The 18,199-nt window shown below is 73.1% G+C and carries 15 protein-coding genes; 13 read left to right on the plus strand and 2 right to left on the minus strand.

Features of this window, described 5'->3' with window-relative positions; translation table 11 throughout:
• Positions 1 to 83: 83 nt before the first annotated feature.
• Positions 84 to 428 carry a hypothetical protein gene (locus ACFY6U_RS34100; protein WP_390044402.1) on the plus strand — a complete coding sequence of 115 codons (345 nt, stop codon included), beginning with the start codon at positions 84 to 86 and terminating at the stop codon, positions 426 to 428.
• Positions 429 to 651: 223 nt separating this feature from the next.
• The gene (locus ACFY6U_RS34105; RefSeq protein WP_351486182.1) at positions 652 to 1,896 is read left to right on the plus strand and encodes an Ig-like domain-containing protein; all 1,245 of its coding nucleotides are present in this window, start codon (positions 652 to 654) and stop codon (positions 1,894 to 1,896) included.
• A 66-nt stretch (positions 1,897 to 1,962) separates the two neighbouring features.
• Here the strand turns inward: ACFY6U_RS34105 and ACFY6U_RS34110 are convergent, their stop codons facing one another.
• The gene (locus tag ACFY6U_RS34110) at positions 1,963 to 3,039 is read right to left on the minus strand and encodes a helix-turn-helix domain-containing protein (RefSeq protein WP_390044404.1); all 1,077 of its coding nucleotides are present in this window, start codon (positions 3,037 to 3,039) and stop codon (positions 1,963 to 1,965) included.
• Positions 3,040 to 3,689: 650 nt separating this feature from the next.
• On the opposite strand from ACFY6U_RS34110, the gene otsB reads away from it, so the two are divergent.
• The 8 genes from otsB (at position 3,690) to ACFY6U_RS34150 (ending at position 12,495) form a co-directional block, all read left to right on the plus strand.
• A complete protein-coding gene (otsB, locus tag ACFY6U_RS34115) occupies positions 3,690 to 4,604 on the plus strand; it encodes a trehalose-phosphatase (RefSeq protein WP_390044406.1) in 915 nt (304 codons plus the stop codon).
• The gene (locus ACFY6U_RS34120; RefSeq protein ID WP_390044408.1) at positions 4,601 to 5,575 is read left to right on the plus strand and encodes a ParB/RepB/Spo0J family partition protein; all 975 of its coding nucleotides are present in this window, start codon (positions 4,601 to 4,603) and stop codon (positions 5,573 to 5,575) included. Before otsB ends, ACFY6U_RS34120 begins: the two co-directional genes overlap by 4 nt.
• Before the next feature lie 391 nt (positions 5,576 to 5,966).
• Positions 5,967 to 7,181 (plus strand): acyl-CoA dehydrogenase family protein, encoded by a 1,215-nt coding sequence (locus ACFY6U_RS34125; RefSeq protein WP_390044410.1) that lies wholly within the window; start codon positions 5,967 to 5,969, stop codon positions 7,179 to 7,181.
• A gap of 55 nt (positions 7,182 to 7,236) precedes the next feature.
• Positions 7,237 to 8,313: a zinc-binding dehydrogenase gene (locus ACFY6U_RS34130; RefSeq protein WP_390044412.1), complete on the plus strand. Its 1,077-nt coding sequence runs from the start codon at positions 7,237 to 7,239 to the stop codon at positions 8,311 to 8,313.
• Between the two features lie 136 nt (positions 8,314 to 8,449).
• Positions 8,450 to 9,958 carry a trehalose-6-phosphate synthase gene (locus ACFY6U_RS34135; RefSeq protein ID WP_390044414.1) on the plus strand — a complete coding sequence of 503 codons (1,509 nt, stop codon included), beginning with the start codon at positions 8,450 to 8,452 and terminating at the stop codon, positions 9,956 to 9,958.
• A gap of 29 nt (positions 9,959 to 9,987) precedes the next feature.
• Positions 9,988 to 10,929 carry a UTP--glucose-1-phosphate uridylyltransferase gene (locus ACFY6U_RS34140; RefSeq protein WP_390044416.1) on the plus strand — a complete coding sequence of 314 codons (942 nt, stop codon included), beginning with the start codon at positions 9,988 to 9,990 and terminating at the stop codon, positions 10,927 to 10,929.
• 26 nt (positions 10,930 to 10,955) lie between these two features.
• Entirely contained in the window at positions 10,956 to 11,510 is a 555-nt protein-coding gene (locus ACFY6U_RS34145) for a flavin reductase family protein (RefSeq protein ID WP_390044418.1), read from the plus strand.
• On the plus strand, positions 11,500 to 12,495 hold the full coding sequence (locus ACFY6U_RS34150; RefSeq protein WP_390044420.1) for a Gfo/Idh/MocA family protein: 996 nt from the start codon (positions 11,500 to 11,502) through the stop codon (positions 12,493 to 12,495). The genes ACFY6U_RS34145 and ACFY6U_RS34150 overlap by 11 nt, the downstream gene beginning before the upstream one ends.
• Before the next feature lie 125 nt (positions 12,496 to 12,620).
• Here ACFY6U_RS34150 and ACFY6U_RS34155 read toward each other — a convergent pair whose 3' ends face one another.
• Entirely contained in the window at positions 12,621 to 13,220 is a 600-nt protein-coding gene (locus ACFY6U_RS34155) for a CGNR zinc finger domain-containing protein (protein ID WP_390044422.1), read from the minus strand.
• Positions 13,221 to 13,376: 156 nt separating this feature from the next.
• On the opposite strand from ACFY6U_RS34155, the gene ACFY6U_RS34160 reads away from it, so the two are divergent.
• From ACFY6U_RS34160 to ACFY6U_RS34170, 3 genes are all read left to right on the plus strand, one after another.
• Positions 13,377 to 14,642, plus strand: coding sequence for an MFS transporter (locus ACFY6U_RS34160; RefSeq protein ID WP_390044424.1), 1,266 nt, complete (start codon positions 13,377 to 13,379; stop codon positions 14,640 to 14,642).
• 148 nt (positions 14,643 to 14,790) lie between these two features.
• The gene (locus ACFY6U_RS34165) at positions 14,791 to 16,320 is read left to right on the plus strand and encodes a GMC family oxidoreductase (RefSeq protein WP_390044426.1); all 1,530 of its coding nucleotides are present in this window, start codon (positions 14,791 to 14,793) and stop codon (positions 16,318 to 16,320) included.
• 195 nt (positions 16,321 to 16,515) lie between these two features.
• A complete protein-coding gene (locus ACFY6U_RS34170; RefSeq protein ID WP_390044428.1) occupies positions 16,516 to 18,000 on the plus strand; it encodes an ABC transporter permease in 1,485 nt (494 codons plus the stop codon).
• Positions 18,001 to 18,199 lie beyond the last annotated feature (199 nt).

Below are 18,199 nucleotides of genomic sequence, written 5' to 3' on the forward strand. Positions count from 1 at the left end.
GCGAATTGGCCGTGTGGGCAGATGTTAGTGAAAATCGCGGGTCACGGGAAAGTCACGGGAGGTTTCGGTCGTACGCTCCCGCCATGAGCACTCCAGAGACATCACGTTTTGTGCGGCTTCGGGTGGAGCTGGTCCTCGAGGTGGAGGACACCGCCGGACTCACCAAGGCCGCGCTGCGCCGGATCGCCGCGGATCCCGACCTGCCCGGCGAGGAGCGGACCCAGGCCGAGGCCGCTGTGACGGAAGACACCGCCGAGGCTCTCGCCTATCTCGTGGATCCGTTCGACCTGGTCAGCGAGGTGCCCGGGGTTGAGCTCCAGCAGGCCTCCTGGTCCAGCGAGCGGATTTCCTACGATCCTGATTCGCCGGACTGGGATCTCGACGAGGATGATGGCGAGGGCGACGACGAAGAGGGCGGCATCGGCTGAGTGATCCGGGGAACCGGTGACCCCGGGCGGCAACCGCCGTCCGGGGTTTCGTCGTCCCAGGGGGCGCGCGGACCGGTCTCTCCCGCACCGGCCGCCCCTGTGGGCGTGTTGTGCCCCACAGATCCGAAGAATGTGGAACGGGACGACGCGGCCGCAGCGTTGGGACTTCCTGACGGGGACTCTCGGTGTGTTCGCGGACTCGGCAACGATGGAGAAGCGTGTGATGACGGACAGTAAGCGGCGCAAGGGCCTGGTGGCCGCGTCCGCACTGCTCGGCGGTGTACTGGTGCTCACGGCGTGTTCCGGCAGCGACGACAAGGCGTCCGGCGGCGGCCAGAGCTCGCAGGCCCAGGCGGACGAGGCCGCGGCCAAGAAGTCGTCGAAGGCCGACATCACCATCACGCCCAAGGACGGCTCGTCCAACGCGTCGATCAACAACTCCGCGGCCGTCACCGTCAGCAAGGGCACGCTCACCGGCGTCACCATGACCACCGCCGACGGCACGGCGGTCGCCGGCGCGCTGTCCGCGGACAAGACCAGCTGGAAGCCCTCCGCCCAGCTGGAGCGGTCCACGACCTACAAGGTCGCCGCCGAGGCCAAGGACTCCGCCGGCCTGGTCGCGCACGAGAACGCGTCCTTCACCACGGTCTCCCCGGCCAACAGCTTCATAGGCACCTTCACCCCCGAGGACGGCTCGACCGTCGGCGTCGGCATGCCCGTGTCGATCAACTTCGACAAGCAGATAACGAACAAGGCCGCCGTCCAGAAGGGCGTCACGGTCACCTCCAGCAGCGGCCAGGAGGTCGCCTGCCACTGGTTCTCCACCCAGCGCATGGACTGCCGCCCCGAGGACTACTGGAAGGAGAACTCCACCGTCACGCTGAAGCTGGCGCTCGACGGCGTCGAGGGCGCCTCCGGTGTCTACGGCGTCCAGCAGAAGACGGTCACCTTCCACATCGGCCGCAACCAGGTCTCCTACGTCGACGCCCAGACCAAGGAGATGAAGGTCACCCAGGACGGCAAGACCGTCAAGACCATCCCGATCTCCGCCGGTTCGCCCGACAACAAGACGTACAACGGCATCATGGTGATGTCCGAGAAGTTCAAGGAGACGCGCATGAACGGCGCGACCGTGGGCTTCACCGACAGCGACGGCAAGGGCGAGTACGACATCAAGGACGTGCCGCACGCCATCCGGCTCACCAGCTCCGGCACCTTCCTGCACGGCAACTACTGGGGCGCCAAGTCCATCTTCGGCGCCGTGAACACCAGCCACGGCTGCGTGGGCCTGTCCGACACCAAGGGCGCCAACGACACCAGCACGCCGGCCTACTGGATGTACAGCCACTCGATCATCGGTGACGTCGTGGTCGTCTCCCACACCGGTGACAAGACCGTGTCCCCCGACAACGGCCTCAACGGCTGGAACATGAACTGGGCCGACTGGAAGGCCGGTTCGGCCGTCTGAGTCGCCCGCGAGCTGTAGGGAGGGCGGCCGTCCCGCGGGGACGGCCGCCCTCGGCGTTCGCGGGGACTACTCGGCCGGTGCGTCGAACCAGCCGCGGCGCTGGGCCTCGGCGCCCGCGGCGAAGCGGGTCTCGGCGGCGAGTTCCTCCATGAACTCGCTGATCCGGCGGCGCACGGTGCGCGGGGTGAGCCCGAGGCGCCGGGCGATCGACTCGTCCTTGAGGCCCTGCCGCATCAGCGCCGCGATCTCGTGGCGCTGTCCCTCCCGGTCCCCGTTGCCGGAGGAGCCGGAGAGCGTGAGCGGCCGGGCCTCGCGCCACAGCAGCTCGAAGTAGTGGCGCAGCGCGTCCACGGCGACCGGCGAGGTCAGGTGCAGGGCCGCGCTGGAGCCGGTCGGGGTGAGCGCGAGCAGGGCCTGGGCGCCGTCGGTGACCTTCAGCTTCATCTGCAGCCGCGGCAGCAGCCGTATCTCCTCTCCGGCCGCGGCGCAGCGCTCGATGATCCCGGCGCCCACGGGATCGCTCAGGAAGGCGGCCTCGTAGATGCTGCGGTGCCGTACACCCCGGGCGATGGAGGCGGCCGTGGGCGGCTGCGCGGAGCCCTCCGACAGGGGCAGGTCGTAGCGGAACGTCTCCAGCGTCAGGTGCTCCGCCGTGGCCGCCGTGCCGATGGTGTTGGACAGGGCCGCGATGTCGTCGGAGTCGGTGAGCACCCGGGCGAGCCGGTGCGAGGTGGCCTCCTGGGCCTGCCGGTGCGCGAGCCGGCGGATGTGCGCGGCCTCGCGCTGGGAGCGGGCGACGATGTCGTACTGGGCGTTGAGTTCGTGCTGTTTGTGGGCCAACGCCGCTTCCAGGGCCGGTACCGGGGCCGCCGCCGCGAGGACCGGCGGGTCGTGCGGCAGGACGTGCGCGAGGCCCAGGTCCAGCAGGCGGGCGGCGCTTCCCGGGCCGCCGAGCCGCCGGTCGGCGTCCGCCAATGGAACCGGACCGTCCGTTTCGGCCAGGGTCCGGTAGCTCGCGGCGATGTCCGAACCCGTGAGCGCCGTCAGGGTGCTGACGGTCTGGTCGAGGAGCTCCGAGGCCGTGGTGGAGAAGCCGTCCGATCTGTCAATGAGTCGCGCGTCTCCGGGTGGCCTGCTGTCCACATCTTCCTCCCCGTTTGCTTCATTGAATTCTGTACGTTCAGGTAGGGTCCGCGCCGACCCTCCGAATCTGCCGGATCGTAGTGCGAAATGCCGGATGGGCGGTGTCCTCGCAGGTCGGTGCGGTGCGGCCGGCGGGCCGGTGGCCGCAGCCCCGGACCGGAAGCCCGGCGTCCGGGCGGTGCCCGAGCGGATGGACAGGGGCCGGCGGGCGGGGAGTTGGCCGCTTGTGTCCAATCGGCCACAACTTCCCCTGGCCTTCGAAGGCCGGCGCCCTGTGGACTCGCCACTGCGCAGAAGTCCGTGTGAACGCGTGTGAACACACGACGGGGGATGTCCGAGTATGTACAGCAGCAGCACGATCGTGGCCGAAAGTGCACCGAAGCCGGCGCCGCTGCGGTCGCCCGGCACTGGTCTCCAGTGTCTTCGGTACTGCCCACCCATGTGACGTCTTCTCCCGCGAGGCCCCGGTCCTCGCGTATGCGAACTCCTCGCGAATGTGAACCGCCGCGCCTCCCTCCGCACCGGTGACCGATGCCCTGCCGTCAGGCGGCCGGCCGTCCGGGCGAGGGCCACCGGCCGTGGACCGCCGATGTTCCCGGCTGCCTCAGCGCCCGTCTTTCCACATGTGGACGCCAACGGAGACACCGACCATGACCAGCACGTCATCGCTTCGCCCTGTCCGCACGGCGGACGAAGAGCTGTGGCCGGCCTTACGCAAGGCCGGTTCCGCAGGGATCTCGCCCGCGGGCTCACAGGGCCTGAGGGCGCTCCTCGACCGGCCCGCGGAGGCGGTCGTGGCCGTCGACTTCGACGGCACCCTCGCCCCGATCGTCACCGACCCCGCCACCGCCCGCCCACTGCCGCAGGCCCTCGCGGCCCTCGTCACCCTCGCCCGGCACGGGGTGCGCGTGGTGATCGTAACCGGCCGCCCGGCCGGTTACGTGGTGGCCGCGGCCGCCCTGCGCACCGGTACCGGCGCACCCCGGATCACGGTGCTCGGCCACTACGGCCTGCAGCGCTGGGACTCGGCGACGGGCCGGCTGTGCACCCCCGCACCGCACCCGGCGATCGACCGGCTGCGCCGGCAACTGCCCCCGCTGCTGGCCCGGCACGGCGTCGGCGCCCGTATCGAGGACAAGGCGCACAGCATCGGCGTGCACACCCGCGGCTGTCCGGACCCCGGCGCCGCCCTGCGGCTCCTGGAACCTCCGGTCCGGGCGCTGGCCGACGGCCTCGGGCTGCGAGTGGAGGCGGGCCGCCTGGTCCTGGAGGTACGGCCGCACGGCGTCGACAAGGCCACGGCCCTGACCGGCTTCCTCGCCGAACGGCCCGCGCACGCCGTGCTGTACGCCGGTGACGACCTCGCCGACCTCCCGGTCCTGCGGCTGCTGACCGGACGCCGGGCACAGGGGCTGCCCGCCGTCACCGTCTACAGCGCGCCCGCCCTTCCCGCCGAGGCCGTCCCGGAGCTGCGGGACCACTGCGACCTGCGGGTGCCCGGTCCCGCCGGGGTGGCCACGCTGCTCGCCGTCCTCGGCCGAGGGCTCGTGGACCGCCGGCCATGACCACATCCCCACCCCCCACCCGGCCGGACCCGGTGCTGTCCCAGGTGCAGAGCGTGCCGGTCGCCGCACTGGCGCCCGCCGACTCGCCCCGGTCCGAGGACGTGGACCTGGCCTACGCCAGATCCCTCATGGAGATCGGCGAACTGCCCCCGATCCTGGTGAACCGCCGCACCCTGCGGGTCGTCGACGGCATGCACCGGCTCACCGCGGCGCTGCTGGCCGGCCGCCCCGAGATCGAGGTGCGGTTCTTCGACGGCGACGAGCGGGAGACGTTCGTGGCCTCCGTGCGGGCGAACCTGCACCACGGGCGGCGACTCAACCAGCAGGAGCGTTCCGCGGCCGCCCGCCGCGTCCTGGCCGCCTACCCGGAGTGGTCGAACCGCGCGATCGCGCAGGCCACCGGGCTGTCCACGAAGACCGTCGCGACCCTGCGGACGCGTTCATCCGGGGACGGGCCCCAGTTGAACACCCGGGTGGGACGGGACGGCCGGGCCCGTCCCGTGGACCCCTCCGCGGGACGGGAACGCGCCGCCGCGTATCTGCGCGCGCATCCGGACGCGTCACTGCGCCGGATCGCCTCCGCCGCCGGGGTGTCGGTGGGCACCGCCCGGGACGTGCGGGCCCGGGTGGAGCGGGGCGAGGACCCGGTCCCGGCGCGGCGGACCGCCGCGTCCGGGGGACCCGCGCCGCTGGCCGCGGTCGCTCCCGCCGACGTCCCGGCCCGCCCGGCCCTGCGCCGCGTCCGCGCCAAGGACCCGCTCGCCGCGCTCGCCCGCGATCCCTCGATCCGCTTCTCGGACCCCGGCCGGCTCCTGCTGCGGATGCTCGACAACCGTGCGCTCCTCGGCGCCGAGGGCGCCGTACTGGCGGACGCCGTGCCCGGCCACTGCCGAGCCGCGCTGATCGCCGCCGTCCACCAGCACATCGACCTGTGGCTGGCCTTCGCCGGCCTCCTCGAACAGACCGGCTGACCCTCCCCATCCCGTCAGGGCGGCCCGCGGACTCCTGCGGGCCGCCCTTCTCCGTCGCCCGAGAGGCTGCGGCGAGGGCCCGGGTGCCCGTCGCCTTGCGGAGGCCGTCGCGGGCCGGCCGTTTCCGCCGCCGGGGCTGTGCCGTGGGCCGCCCGGCCCTGCCGTCGCCCCGTGCTGTGCCGCAGGGCGCCGCCGCGGCTGCCCCTGATCCTCCTCGGCCCGCTCCCCTTTGCCGTTCCTTTCCCGCCCCTTGCCGTCCCCGCGTGCCGCTCTTTGCCGGGCGCGGACGGGGGCCGGAACCGCCGTTCGGCGCGTGCTCGTACCGTCCGGTTTCCCGTATTGCACACGTGTTCGCGCTGCCTACGCTCCCAGCGACTTCAAGGAGGTGGGTATGGACCACAACCACGACGGCGGGGAGTTCTTCGCCCTGCTCGACGGGAAACCCGTGTCGGCGCAGACGGCCGACTGGCTGGGCCGGGTCGACGCGATCGCCCCCGTCATCGAGAAGTGGCGCGAGGAGGGCGAGCGGCAGCGGTTCTCGCCGCTCCCGGTGTTCGAGGCGCTGCGCGACGCGGGCTTCCCCCGGATGCTGGTCTCCCGTGAACTGGGCGGCTCCCAGGTGCCGTTGGAGACCGGGTCGCAGGCGCTGCAGGCGCTGGCCCGGCTGGACCCGGCGGTCGGCTGGCAGATGGGGGTGCAGGCGGCCATCGGGCGGCTCTCGGACTACCTGCCGGAGCCGCAGGCCCGCGAACTGTTCCTGGACCAGGACGCGTTGGTGGTCGGCTCGGTCAACCCGACGGGCACGGCCGAGGCGGTCGACGGCGGGTACCGTCTCTCCGGCCGCTGGGGCTTCGCCAGCGGTTCGGCGCACGCCGCCTGGCTGGTGTGCGCGGCCCGCGTCACCGTCGGCGGCACACCCCGCACGACGGACCGGGGCGGCCCGGAGATCCGGATGCTGTTCGTCCCGAAGACCGCCGTACGGATGCTGGACAACTGGCACACGCTCGGCCTGCGCGGCACCGGCAGCGAGGACTACGAGGTCGACGACGTGTTCGTCGCCGAGCAGTACACCGTGGACCAGCGGGACATGTTCGCCGCACCGCCGGCCCGCCCCTCCCGCGGCTACGGCATCAGCTACTACGACTTCGGGCTGTTCGGCTCGTCGTCGACCGTGCTGGGCGCGGCCCGCGGTGCGCTGCGCGAGTTCCAGCGGCTCGCCCTGACCAAGCGGCCGGCCGCCGGCACGAGCACGCTGGCCGCCGGTCACACCGTCCAGGACCGGTACGCCCGCGCCGAGGCGAAGGTGCGGGCCGCGCGGCTGCTGCTCGCGGACGCCGGCTGGCACGCCGAGCGGTACGGCGAGACCGGCGGCGACGCGCTGAGCGCCACGGTCCGGCTGACCGCGGCGACCGTGGCCGAGCTCAGCTGCGCGGCGATCACCTCGCTGTTCACCGTGGCGGGCACCTCCTCGCTGTACGCGAGCAGCCTGCTCGAACGCTACTTCCGCGACGCGCACTCGGCCGCGAAGCACATCACCCTCTCGCCCACCAACGTCGAGATGGCGGGCCAGTACCTGCTGGGCGGCGGCCTCGCCATGCGCCGCTGAACCGCCCCGGTACCGGCCCCACTTCCCCAACCGCGACCTGCCCGGAAGGACAACCATGCAGACCATGAAGGCCCTCCAGCTCCTCGCCCCGCGCCAGACCGTGCTCGCCGACGTGCCGCGCCCGGCGGCGCCCGCCGACGGCCTGCTGCTGCGTACCCGCTGCGTGTCGATCTGCTCGACCGACATCTCCTTCTTCGAAGGGCACCTGTTCCCCTCCGAGTACCCGGTGATCCTGGGGCACGAATACCTCGGCGAAGTCGTCGAGAAGGGGCCGGAGTTCAGCCGCTCCGACATCGCGGTCGGCGACCGGATCGTCTACTGGGGACAGACCGACTTCGGCGGCTTCGCCGAGTACCGGACGCTGCGCCCGGTCTTCTCCGGCGAGGTCAAGGAGGACGTGTTCTGGGCCGACCGCAACTTCAACGACGACCTGCGGGCCGCCGCGGTGAAGATCCCCGACGCCCTCGACGACCTCCAGGCCTCCTTCATCGAGCCGACCACCGGCGCGCTCCGCTCCATACTGGGCAACCCGCCGAAGATCGGCGACAAGGTGCTCATCATGGGCACCGGCCCGATCGGCATCATCGCCGGCAGCGTCATCAAGCGCCTGTTCGCCCCGAACCAGGTGGTCTCCGTCGACGCCAACCCGATGCGCAACCAGCACGCCACGGAACACTTCTCCGAGCGTGCCTACCTGCCCGAGGAGCTCATCGCGGAGGTCGCCGAGAACACCTTCGACTACGTCTTCGACGCGCTGCCCACCGTGCGCGTCGACGACGAGGAGAAGGACCCCCGCCGGGTGGCGATGCGCCGGCTGAAGCCCAAGGGCCGGTACGTGCTGTACGGGGCCTCCCAGGAGATGCAGAAGTTCGACACCTGGCTGATGCTCGCCAAGGGCATCAACATCAGCGCCTCGCCCTTCGACGTCACCGCGTTCCCGATGCACCACTCCGCGAACGTGATCCAGACGGCCATGCAGATGCTGCTGTCCGGCATCGTCGACGGCAGGCGCCTGCTCTCCACCGTGCACAGCTTCCGGGACTACGACGGGCTCGTCGAGATCTTCAAGAACTACCGCAGCACCACCGACCTCAAGACGATCGTCGACTTCCGCGCGGACGCTCCGCTTTAGGGGCCGTTGTTCGTCTGCGGGTTCGTTGTGGCTGGTCGCGCAGTTCCTCCCCCAGCCTTCGGCCGGGGGTGCCCCCAGCGCCCCTTCGGGGCGCGGCTCCACCGCGCCGTCACCCCATACAGAAGGGAAAGCAGGAGTGGACACGCCCAGGACCAGCCAGTCCCTCGCATCCGTGGCGTCCGACGCGGACTTCGTCGTCGTCGCCAACCGTCTCCCGGTCCACCTGGACAGCCAGGGCCCGGACGGGCCGCGCTGGCGGCGCAGCCCGGGCGGACTCGTCAGTGCCCTGGAGCCCATCCTGCGCGCCCGCCGGGGCGCCTGGGCGGGCTGGGCCGGGACCACCGTCGGCGGCGCCCCCGCGGACCTGCCCGACCAGGACGTCCGGCTGCACGCGGTCCCGCTGGACGAGACCGAGTACCGGGAGTACTACGAGGGCTTCTCGAACACCACGCTGTGGCCGCTCTTCCACGACGTGGTGGTGCCGCCCGACTTCGACCGCGGCTGGTGGCAGAGCTACCAGCGGGTCAACCAGCGCTTCGCCCGGCACGCGGCGGCCCTCGCCGCCCCGGGGGCGACCGTCTGGGTCCAGGACTACCAGCTGATGCTCGTCCCCCAACTGCTGCGCGCCCTGCGGCCCGACGTACGCATCGGCTTCTTCCTGCACATCCCCTTCCCGCCGCCCGAACTCTTCCTCCAGCTGCCCTGGCGCGGCCAGATCGTCGACGGCCTGCTCGGCGCCGACCTGATCGGTTTCCAACTCCCGGGCGGCGCCCAGAACTTCCTGAACCTGGTGCGCCGGCTGCGGCGGGCGGAGAGCGTCGGACACGCACCCCGCTCGTCCGTTCTCGGCACCGTCCTGGTGGGCGACCGCGAGGTCCGCGTCGGCGCCTTCCCGATCTCGGTCGACGCGGCCGGCCTGGAGGAACTGGCCGCCGGCGAGACCGTAAGGGTGCGGGCCCGGCAGATCCGCCGGCAGCTGGGCGAGGACCGCAGGATCATGCTGGGTGTCGACCGCCTCGACTACACCAAGGGCATCGACCAGCGGCTGCGCGCCTTCGAGGGACTCCTCGCCGACGGCCGGGCCACCGCACGGGACACCGTCCTCGTCCAGATCGCCACCCCGAGCCGGGAACGCGTCGAGCACTACCGGCGCCAGCGCGCCCGCATCGAGGCCCGGGTCGGGCACATCAACGGCACGTTCGGGCAGGTCGGCCAGGTCCCGGTGCACTACCTGCACACCACCGTCGACCGCACCGAACTCGCCGCCCTCTACCGGGCCGCCGACGTCATGCTGGTGACACCGCTGCGCGACGGCATGAACCTGGTCGCCAAGGAGTTCGTCGCCGCCCGCCCCGACCTGGGCGGGGCGCTGGTGCTCAGCGAGTTCGCGGGCGCCGCGCAGGAGCTCACCCGGGCCCTGCTGGTCAACCCGCACCACCGGCACGAACTCCAGGACGTCATGGCCACCGCCCTCACCCTGGACCCGGCGGACGGCCGGCGCCGCATGCAGGACCTGCGGCGGCACCTGAGCGAGCGGGACGTCCACCACTGGGCCCGCTCCTTCCTCACCGCCCTGGGCGGCGCCGGACACGGCGCGCTCCTCCCGGGACCCGGCGACCCGGCACCCCGTGCGAGCGTCGCCTGACGCCCTTCGACGAAGAGGACGTATCCATCATGACCCGACCGACGCCACGCGTCCGCAAGGCCGTCGTCCCGGCCGCCGGGCTCGGTACCCGCTTCCTGCCCGCGACCAAGGCCACCCCGAAGGAGATGCTGCCCCTCGTCGACAAGCCCGCCATCCAGTACGTCGTGGAGGAGGCCGTCGCCGCCGGTCTCGACGACGTCCTCATGGTCACCGGACGCGGCAAGCGGGCGCTGGAGGACCACTTCGACCGCAACGCCGAACTCGAGGCCGTCCTGTCCGGCAAGGGCGACACGGCCCGGCTCGACCTGGTGCGCGCCGCGACCGACCTCGCCACCGTCCACTACGTACGCCAGGGCGACCCCAGGGGCCTCGGGCACGCCGTGCTCTGCGCGGCCCCGCACGTCGGCGACGAGCCCTTCGCGGTGCTCCTCGGCGACGACCTGATCGACCCCGCCGACCCCCTCCTGCCGTTCATGACCGGACTGCGGGACGAACTGGGCGGCAGTGTCATCGCCCTGCTCGATGTCGGCGCCGACCACATCCACCGCTACGGCTGCGCCGCCGTCGAGCCCGGCGACCGGGACGGCGTCGTCCGCGTCACCGACCTGGTCGAGAAGCCCGAGCCGGGCCGGGCGCCCAGCACCCTCGCCGTCATCGGCCGTTACGTCCTCGACCCGGCCGTCTTCGAGGTGCTGGCCAAGACCGGCCCCGGGTGCGGCGGCGAGATCCAGCTCACCGACGCCCTGCGCACCATGGCGCGCGATCCGCGGATCGGCGGCCCGGTGCACGCGGTGGTCTTCACCGGCCGCCGCTACGACACCGGTGACCGCGGCGAGTACCTGCGCGCCACCGTCCGGCTGGCCTGCCGCCGCGAGGACATCGGCCCGGAGTTCCGTGCCTGGCTGCGGCACTTCGCGGCGGCGGAACTCGCCGGCCCGCCGACCGCACCCCCGCCGTCGCACCGTCCGTGACCACGCCCGAGGAGGCGCCGTATCCCATGTCCGTCGCTGCCGAAGAAGCCGCCGAAGAAGTCGCCGAAAACGCTGCCGAGAACGCCGCCGAAGAGCTCGGCTTCACGCGCGCCATGGCCCGGGTCCCCGGCCCGGTGGTCGTCACCACCACGGTCGACGACAGCGGACGCCGCTGGGGGTTCACCGCGAGTTCCTTCGTCTCCCTCTCCCTCGACCCGCCCCTGGTGACGGTGAGCCTGGACAAGAAGGCCAGTACGCACCCCGCGTTCGCCGTCGCCGGTCACTTCATGGTCAACGTCCTGGCGCACGACCAGTCGGAGATCGCCCGGCGGTTCGCGACCTCGGGCGTGGACCGGTTCGCCGCGGGCGACACCGAGCCCCTGGAACGCGGACTGCCCGGCATCCCCCGGGCGGTGGTCCGGCTGGCCTGCCGGATGCACGAGGTCGTGGACGGCGGCGACCACAGCATGCTGGTCGGCCGGGTCCTGGACTGCGTCACCTCCCACGAGCGGGAGGCGCTGGTCTACGTCGACCGGGGCTTCGTACGCCCCGCCGCACCGGAAGCCGCCCGTGCCCGCTGACCCCGGACCGGACCCGGGCCCCGGGGCGAGCCCGTCCCGGCCGCGGCTCGCCGTCCTGGGCACGGCCCACCCGCACCTGGCCGACCACCTCCGCGCACTCGCCGGCCGCGCGGAGGTGGTCGCCGTACACGAAGGGCGCCTGCCCTGGAGCGGGGCCGGTCCGCATCCCGGGCTGCGCGGGGTGCCCGTCGTACCCGATGCCGCGGCCGCGCTCGCCGGCGCGCAGCTCGCCCTGGTCTGCGCCACGACCGCCGAGCACCCCGAACTGCTCACGGCCGTCGCCCGGGCCGGTCTGCCGGTCCTGGTGGAGAAGCCCCTGGCCGCCGGCCTCGCCGGGACGCAGGAGCTGGCGGACCGGCTCGCGGCGGCCGGTACGGCGGTGACGACGGCGATGTTCCTGCGCTGTGCCCCCGCGCTGCGCCGGGCCCGGTCGCTGCTGGCGGAGGGGCGGCTCGGGCGGCTGGTGGCGTGCGACGCGTGGTTCACCCATCCCGGCCTGCTGGACGGGCTGTTCACCGATGCCGGGGCGGCCTGGATGCGGGACGCGCGGTGGGGTGCCCGGGGCGCCTTCGCGGATCTCGGGGTGCACCTCGTGGACCTGCTGCGCTGGCTGCGGCCCGAGGCCGGCCTCCGGGTCCGCGGCGCCGTCCTGCACCCGCCGCCGGACGGCCTGCCGGGCGACGCGGGCGGCACGGCCCTGCTGGACTGGGGCGCGGTACCGGCCGCCCTGCACGCGGGGTGGCTGTCGCGCCCCGGGGGCGTCCGGCTGCGCCTGGAGGGAACCCGGGGCACGCTCCAGGTGGCGGGCGGCGAGCTGACGCTGGCCACCGCGGACGGCACGCTCACGGAGGCCCACCGGCCACCGGCGGCCGGCGACGCCATGACCGCGTTCCTGACGGGCGCCGGGGAGTTGGCCGACGTGACGGACGCTGTGGCCTGCGCCCGCGTCCTGGAGGAGATCGCCGGGGCGGCCGTACGCGGGTGAGTGCTCTGCCGGAAGGGCGCCCCCGAAGGGGCGCCGGGGGTACCCCGGCCGAAGGCTGGGGGGGAAACTGCGCGACCAGCCACGACGGCGTTGCAGTCGACCGACGGCATGTCGCGGCCTGCCGCTCAGGGCGTTGCCGCGTGCCTGGTGCGCCAGGTCTGCTTCTTGGCCTGGTTGCCGCAGGTCTCCATCGAGCACCAGCGGCGGTTCCCGGGGCGGGACGTGTCGAGGAACCAGGCGGCGCAGTGCGGTCCGGAGCAGGACCGTACCCGGTCCAGCGCGGGCGAGGTGGCCAGCGCGAGCGCGTCGCGGGCGATGTCGGCGAGGACCGCGCCCACCGGATCCGCGGCGCTCCAGGTCACCGTGCCGTCCGCGGCGAGCACCGGAACCGGGGGAGCCGCGGCGGCGGCGCGGTTGAGCAACTCCCGCTCCCCGGGCGGGCAGCCGGCCGGGCCGGCGGACGAGCGGGCCGCGGTCAGCAGCGCGTGCACCGCCTCCCGTACCGCCCGCGCCTCGTGCAGCACGTCCGGTGCCGGGGCCGGGACGGCGGCGCCGTCGGGATAGGGGCCCAGCTGGGCGACCCAGGCGGTCAGGGCCTCGGGGGTGTCCAGCTCCTCGGTGGCGCCGTCCATGCCGCGCAGCCTGAGCGTGCGCATGAAGTCCAGGCAGATCCGGCCCGCGCCGCTGCGGAAGCGGGGGGCCGTGGGCACGGGTGTGTCGGGCATGAGAACCACCCTACTGCGGAACCAGTTTTACTGGTACCGTCGAAGAACCGGTTAAAGCGGTTCCCGGTGGAGCCCCCGAACCCTCCGGCTCCGCCCCTCTTCCTGGATTTCTCTGTCTCTCCCTGTCTCTGTCCCCTTCCTCGCCAGAGGTGTGTCGTGTCCGCTGGGCCTCCTTCCCCCTCGTCGCCGACGCTGAGCCGGCGCCTGATCCTGCTGCTCTCCGTCGCCTGCGGCGTCGCGGTGGCCAACATCTACTTCCCGCAGGCGATCAGCCCCCTCATCGCCGACGACCTGCACGTCTCCCCGGAGTCCGCGGCCGTCGTGGTCACCTGCGCCCAGCTCGGCTACGCGGCCGGCATCTTCCTGCTGGTCCCGCTCGGTGACCGGCTGCGCCACCGCGGCCTGGTCACCACCCTGCTGCTGGTGACCTGCGCCGGGCTGGTGCTGGCGGGCACCGCCACCTCCCTGCCGGTCCTCGCCGTCGCCAGCGCGCTGGTCGGCCTGACCACCGTGGTCCCGCAGATCCTCATCCCCATGGCGGCCGGCCTGACCGCACCGGAGCGCCGCGGCGCGGTCACGGGCACCCTGCTGTCGGGCCTGATCGGCGGCATCCTGCTGGCCCGCACCTTCTCCGGCACCCTCGGCGAGTGGCTCGGCTGGCGCGCCCCCTACCTGGTCGCCGCCGGCCTGGTGCTCGTCCTCACCCTGGCCCTGGCCGCCGCGCTCCCCAGCACCACACCGAGCACCGACCAGCCCTACCCGGCCCTGCTCGCGGCCTCCCTGCACCTGCTGCGCACCGAGCCGCAGCTGCGCCGCTCGGCCCTCAACCAGGTGCTGGTGTTCGCCGCGTTCAGCGCCGCGTGGACCGCCCTCGCGCTGTACATCACCGGCCCCGCCTACCACCTCGGCACCCCGGCGGTCGGCGTGCTCGCCCTGGTGGGCGCGGCCAGCATGTTCGCCACCCCGGTCGCCGGACGCCGCACCGACCGCCAGGGCCCCGACGCCGTGAACCTCGTCTGCATGGCGGGTGCCATCGCCGCCGGCGCGCTGCTGCTGACCGGCCACCTCGGCGGTGCCGCCGGCCTGGTCGGCCTGGGCGCCGGGATGCTCCTGCTCGACGTGGCCATGCAGTCCGGCCAGGTCGCCAACCAGGCACGCATCTTCGCGCTCCGCCCCGAGGCCCGCGCCCGCCTCAACACCGCCTACATGACCTGCGCGTTCCTCGGCGGCAGCGCCGGCTCCTGGCTGGGCGTGCGGGCGTACTCCGCCTTCGGCTGGAACGGCGTCTGCGGCCTGGTCATGCTCCTGGCCGGCCTCGCCCTCCTCCGGCACGTCCTGCGCGCCCGCCCCGCCGCGGCCCCGGCGCCGGAGCAGGTCACCGCCTCCGCCTCCGACTCCACCTCCGCCCCGGCGGCCCGCTGACGCACCGTCCGCCCGGTCACCCCGCAGTCACCCAGTCACCGCACACACAAGGAGCTGTCATGCCCGATAACCTCCGCCGGAAAAGCACCACCTGGGGCCTGACCACGCCCCCGGCCGGCACCGCCCGGGACCGGCAGGCGGTCGCCCGGTGAGCGAGTGGGACTACGTCATCGTCGGGGCCGGCTCCGCCGGCTGCGTGCTCGCCGACCGGCTCAGCGCGGACGGCACCGCCCGGGTGCTCCTCGTCGAGGCCGGTACCGGGACCGCCGGGGACCGCCCCGAGGTGCAGGTGCCGATCCTCTTCCCGCGGCTGTTCGGCGGCGACCTGGACTGGAACTTCAGCACGGTGCCCCAGTCCGGCCTCGCCGACCGCGCGATACCGATCCCGCGCGGGAAGGCGGTCGGCGGCTCCTCGGTGATCAACGCCCAGCTCTGGACCCGCGGCCACCGCGCGGACTACGACGGCTGGGCGCGGGCGGGGCTCGACGGCTTGGGCCACGACGACCTGCAGCCCTACTTCGACCGGGCCGAGCAGCGGATCAGCCTCTCCGGGCTGCGCTATCCGCTGCCCGTGACCCCGGCGTTCGTCGACGCCTGCGCGCGCCTCGGGTACACCCCGGCCGCCGAGGTCCAGGAGGGCTACGCCCTGGCCCGCGCGACCCACCGCGACGGCCTGCGGCACAGCTCCGCCGACGCCTACCTCACGCCGGCCCGGGAGCGGGCCAACCTGACCGTCCTCGCGGACACGCTGGTGCACCGCGTGCTGTTCGAGGGCACGCGGGCCGTCGGGATCGAGGTCGAGGGGGAGTCGGGCACCGAGACCCTGCGCGCCGGACGCGAGGTCGTCCTCTCGGCCGGCGCCGTCGGCAGCCCGCACCTGCTCCTGCGGTCCGGAGTGGGCCCCGCGGCGGAACTCGCCCGCCACGGCATCCCCGTGGTGCGGGACCTGCCGGGGGTGGGCCGCGACCTGACGGACCATCTGCTGGTCCCGCTGGCCTTCGAGGCCCAGGGCTTCTGGTCGCCCGGTTCGGGCACCTCGCCGGAGCAGATCGACCAGTACCTGCGCGACCGCCACGGCTCGCTGGACTCGATCATCTCCGAGGCGCTGCTGTTCCTGCGCACCCGGGAGGAACTCGACGCCCCCGACGTCGAGATCGTCCACCTGGTGGTGCCGCTGGGCGAGCACCAGCGGCCCGCGGCACACGGCATGGCCCTGGGCGTCATCCTCATGCGCCCGCACAGCCGCGGCACCGTCACCCTGCGCAGCGCCGACCCGTACGACGCCCCGCTGATCGACCCGGGCTACCTGACCGACGAGGCGGGGGAGGACCTGGGGACCCTGGTGGCGGGCGTGCGCGCGGCCCAGCGGATCCTGCGCCAGCCGGACCTGGCGCAGTGGCTGGGCAAGCCGCTCACGGACGGCGCGCTCTCCGAGGACCTCGACGACATCACCGCGTACATCCGCGCCACCGGTGGCAGCATCCATCACCTGGTGAGCACCTGCCGGATGGGCACGGACGAACGCGCCGTCGTCGACCCGGCGTTCGCGGTCCGGGGTGTGAGCGGTCTGCGGGTGGTGGACGCGGCGGCGATGCCGAGCCTGGTGAGGGCGCACACCCACGCCCCGGTGACCGTGCTCGCCGAACGCGCCGCGGACGTACTCCTCGGCGAGCGCTGAGGAAAGAGCCGCCAGCGACCCCGGCCGGTGACTCCCCCGCCCGGCCGGGGTTTCCGCGCGCCCGCCCCGCCGGGGTGTCGGGGCCCGGCGCTGACAGCCGGGTGCGGGGTCGTTCCTGGCCTCCGTACAGCCTTCTCATGCATCTCTTATTTAGGCCTTATCGAGCCATCACGGTGTGTCCCTACCTTGCGGGTCATGTTCTTCACCTACCTGAGGCGCGAACTGCGCCGCCGCAGAAAGGCGGCTCTCGTCGTCGCCTCCGGCCTCGCGCTGGGCATCGCACTGGTCATCGTGGTCAACTCCGTGTCCAACGGCATGGGGAAGGCACAGGACAAGGTCCTCCAGTCGCTGTACGGCCTGGGTACGGACATGACGGTCACCAAGGCCGCGTCGGCGACCACGAGCGCCTCCCAACGGCCCCGCTTCAACTTCGACGCGCAGAACAACGGTTCGTCGAGCACGCAGAGCAGTGACCGAGTCATGGTGCAGGGCTTCACCACCCTCGCCTCCACCACCGTCACCAAGGTCGGCGGCCAGAAGGGCGTCGCGACCGCGGTCGGCGGGCTGAACCTCAACGTGGTCAAGATCAGCGGCCAGTTCACGCGGGGTCAGTTCCAGCAGAACCAGGGCTCCGGCGGCAACGGCGGCAACGGCGGCGGCTTCGGCGGCGGCGGCAACGGCCAGCCGCAGGGTGAGGTCAAGGGCGGTGGCGCCAACTTCGACGTCAACTCGTACACGGTCTACGGCACCGACGTCACCCAGACCGAGGTCGGCCCGCTGACCTCGTCGAAGATCACCAGCGGCCGTACCTTCAAGACCACCGAGACGGACGCCAAGGTCCTGGTCGCCGACTCGGCGTACGCCAAGGAGAAGAAGTACAAGGTCGGTTCGACCGTCACCATCAACAAGGTCAAGTTCACCATCATCGGCATCGCGACGGCCGACAGCGGTGACGCGGCGGCCAACCTGTACATGCCGCTGAAGCAGGCGCAGACACTCGCCGACGAGAAGAACAAGGTCACCACGATCTACGTCAAGGCGACCGACTCCAAGCAGATCTCCTCGGTCAAGAAGACCATCCAGAGCAACGTCTCGGGTACGACGGTCACCACCTCCGCCGACCTCGCGGACACCGTCTCCGGATCGCTGTCCACGGCGTCCTCGCTCGCCACCAACGTCGGCAAGTGGCTGTCCATCGCGGTGCTCGTGGCCGCGTTCCTGGTCGCCGGCCTGCTCACCTCCTCGGCGGTCTCCCGCCGCGTCCGTGAGTTCGGCACGCTGAAGGCGCTGGGCTGGAAGTCCGGCCGGGTCACCCGGCAGGTCATCGGCGAGGCCATGGTCAACGGCCTGGTCGGCGGTGCGCTCGGGATCGCGCTCGGCCTGGTCGGCGCGTACGTCGTCACCTCGATCAGCCCCACCCTGGAGGCGTCCCTCGGCGGCGGCGGTGGCAACGCGGGTGGCGGCCCCGGTGGTGGCGGCGGCTTCGGCGGCGGCTTCGGCGGCGGTCCCGGCCGGCAGACCGCGAAGACCCTGGAGGTCGCCCTCACGGCACCGGTCAGCGTGACGACGATCGTCCTCGCGGTGGGCCTCGCGGTGGCCGGCGGCCTGATCGCGGGCGCGTTCGGCGGCTGGCGCGCGTCCAGGCTGCGGCCGGCGGATGCACTTCGGCGCGTCGAGTAGCCGACGCCGGCTGGGGCGGGGGTGGGGACGCTCACCGGCGCTTGCAGGGTGCCGCCCCCAAGCCTTCGGCCGGGGGGACCCCAGCGCCCACCTGTGCCGCCCCAGCGGCACGACTGCCCGCAGCTGGGAAGCCCCGTAAGGGGCGCCGGGGGTACCCCCGGCCGAAGGCTGGGGGAGGAACCGCGCGAGCAACCCCCTC

Source organism: Streptomyces sp. NPDC013157 (assembly GCF_042899865.1).
GTDB lineage: Bacteria > Actinomycetota > Actinomycetes > Streptomycetales > Streptomycetaceae > Streptomyces.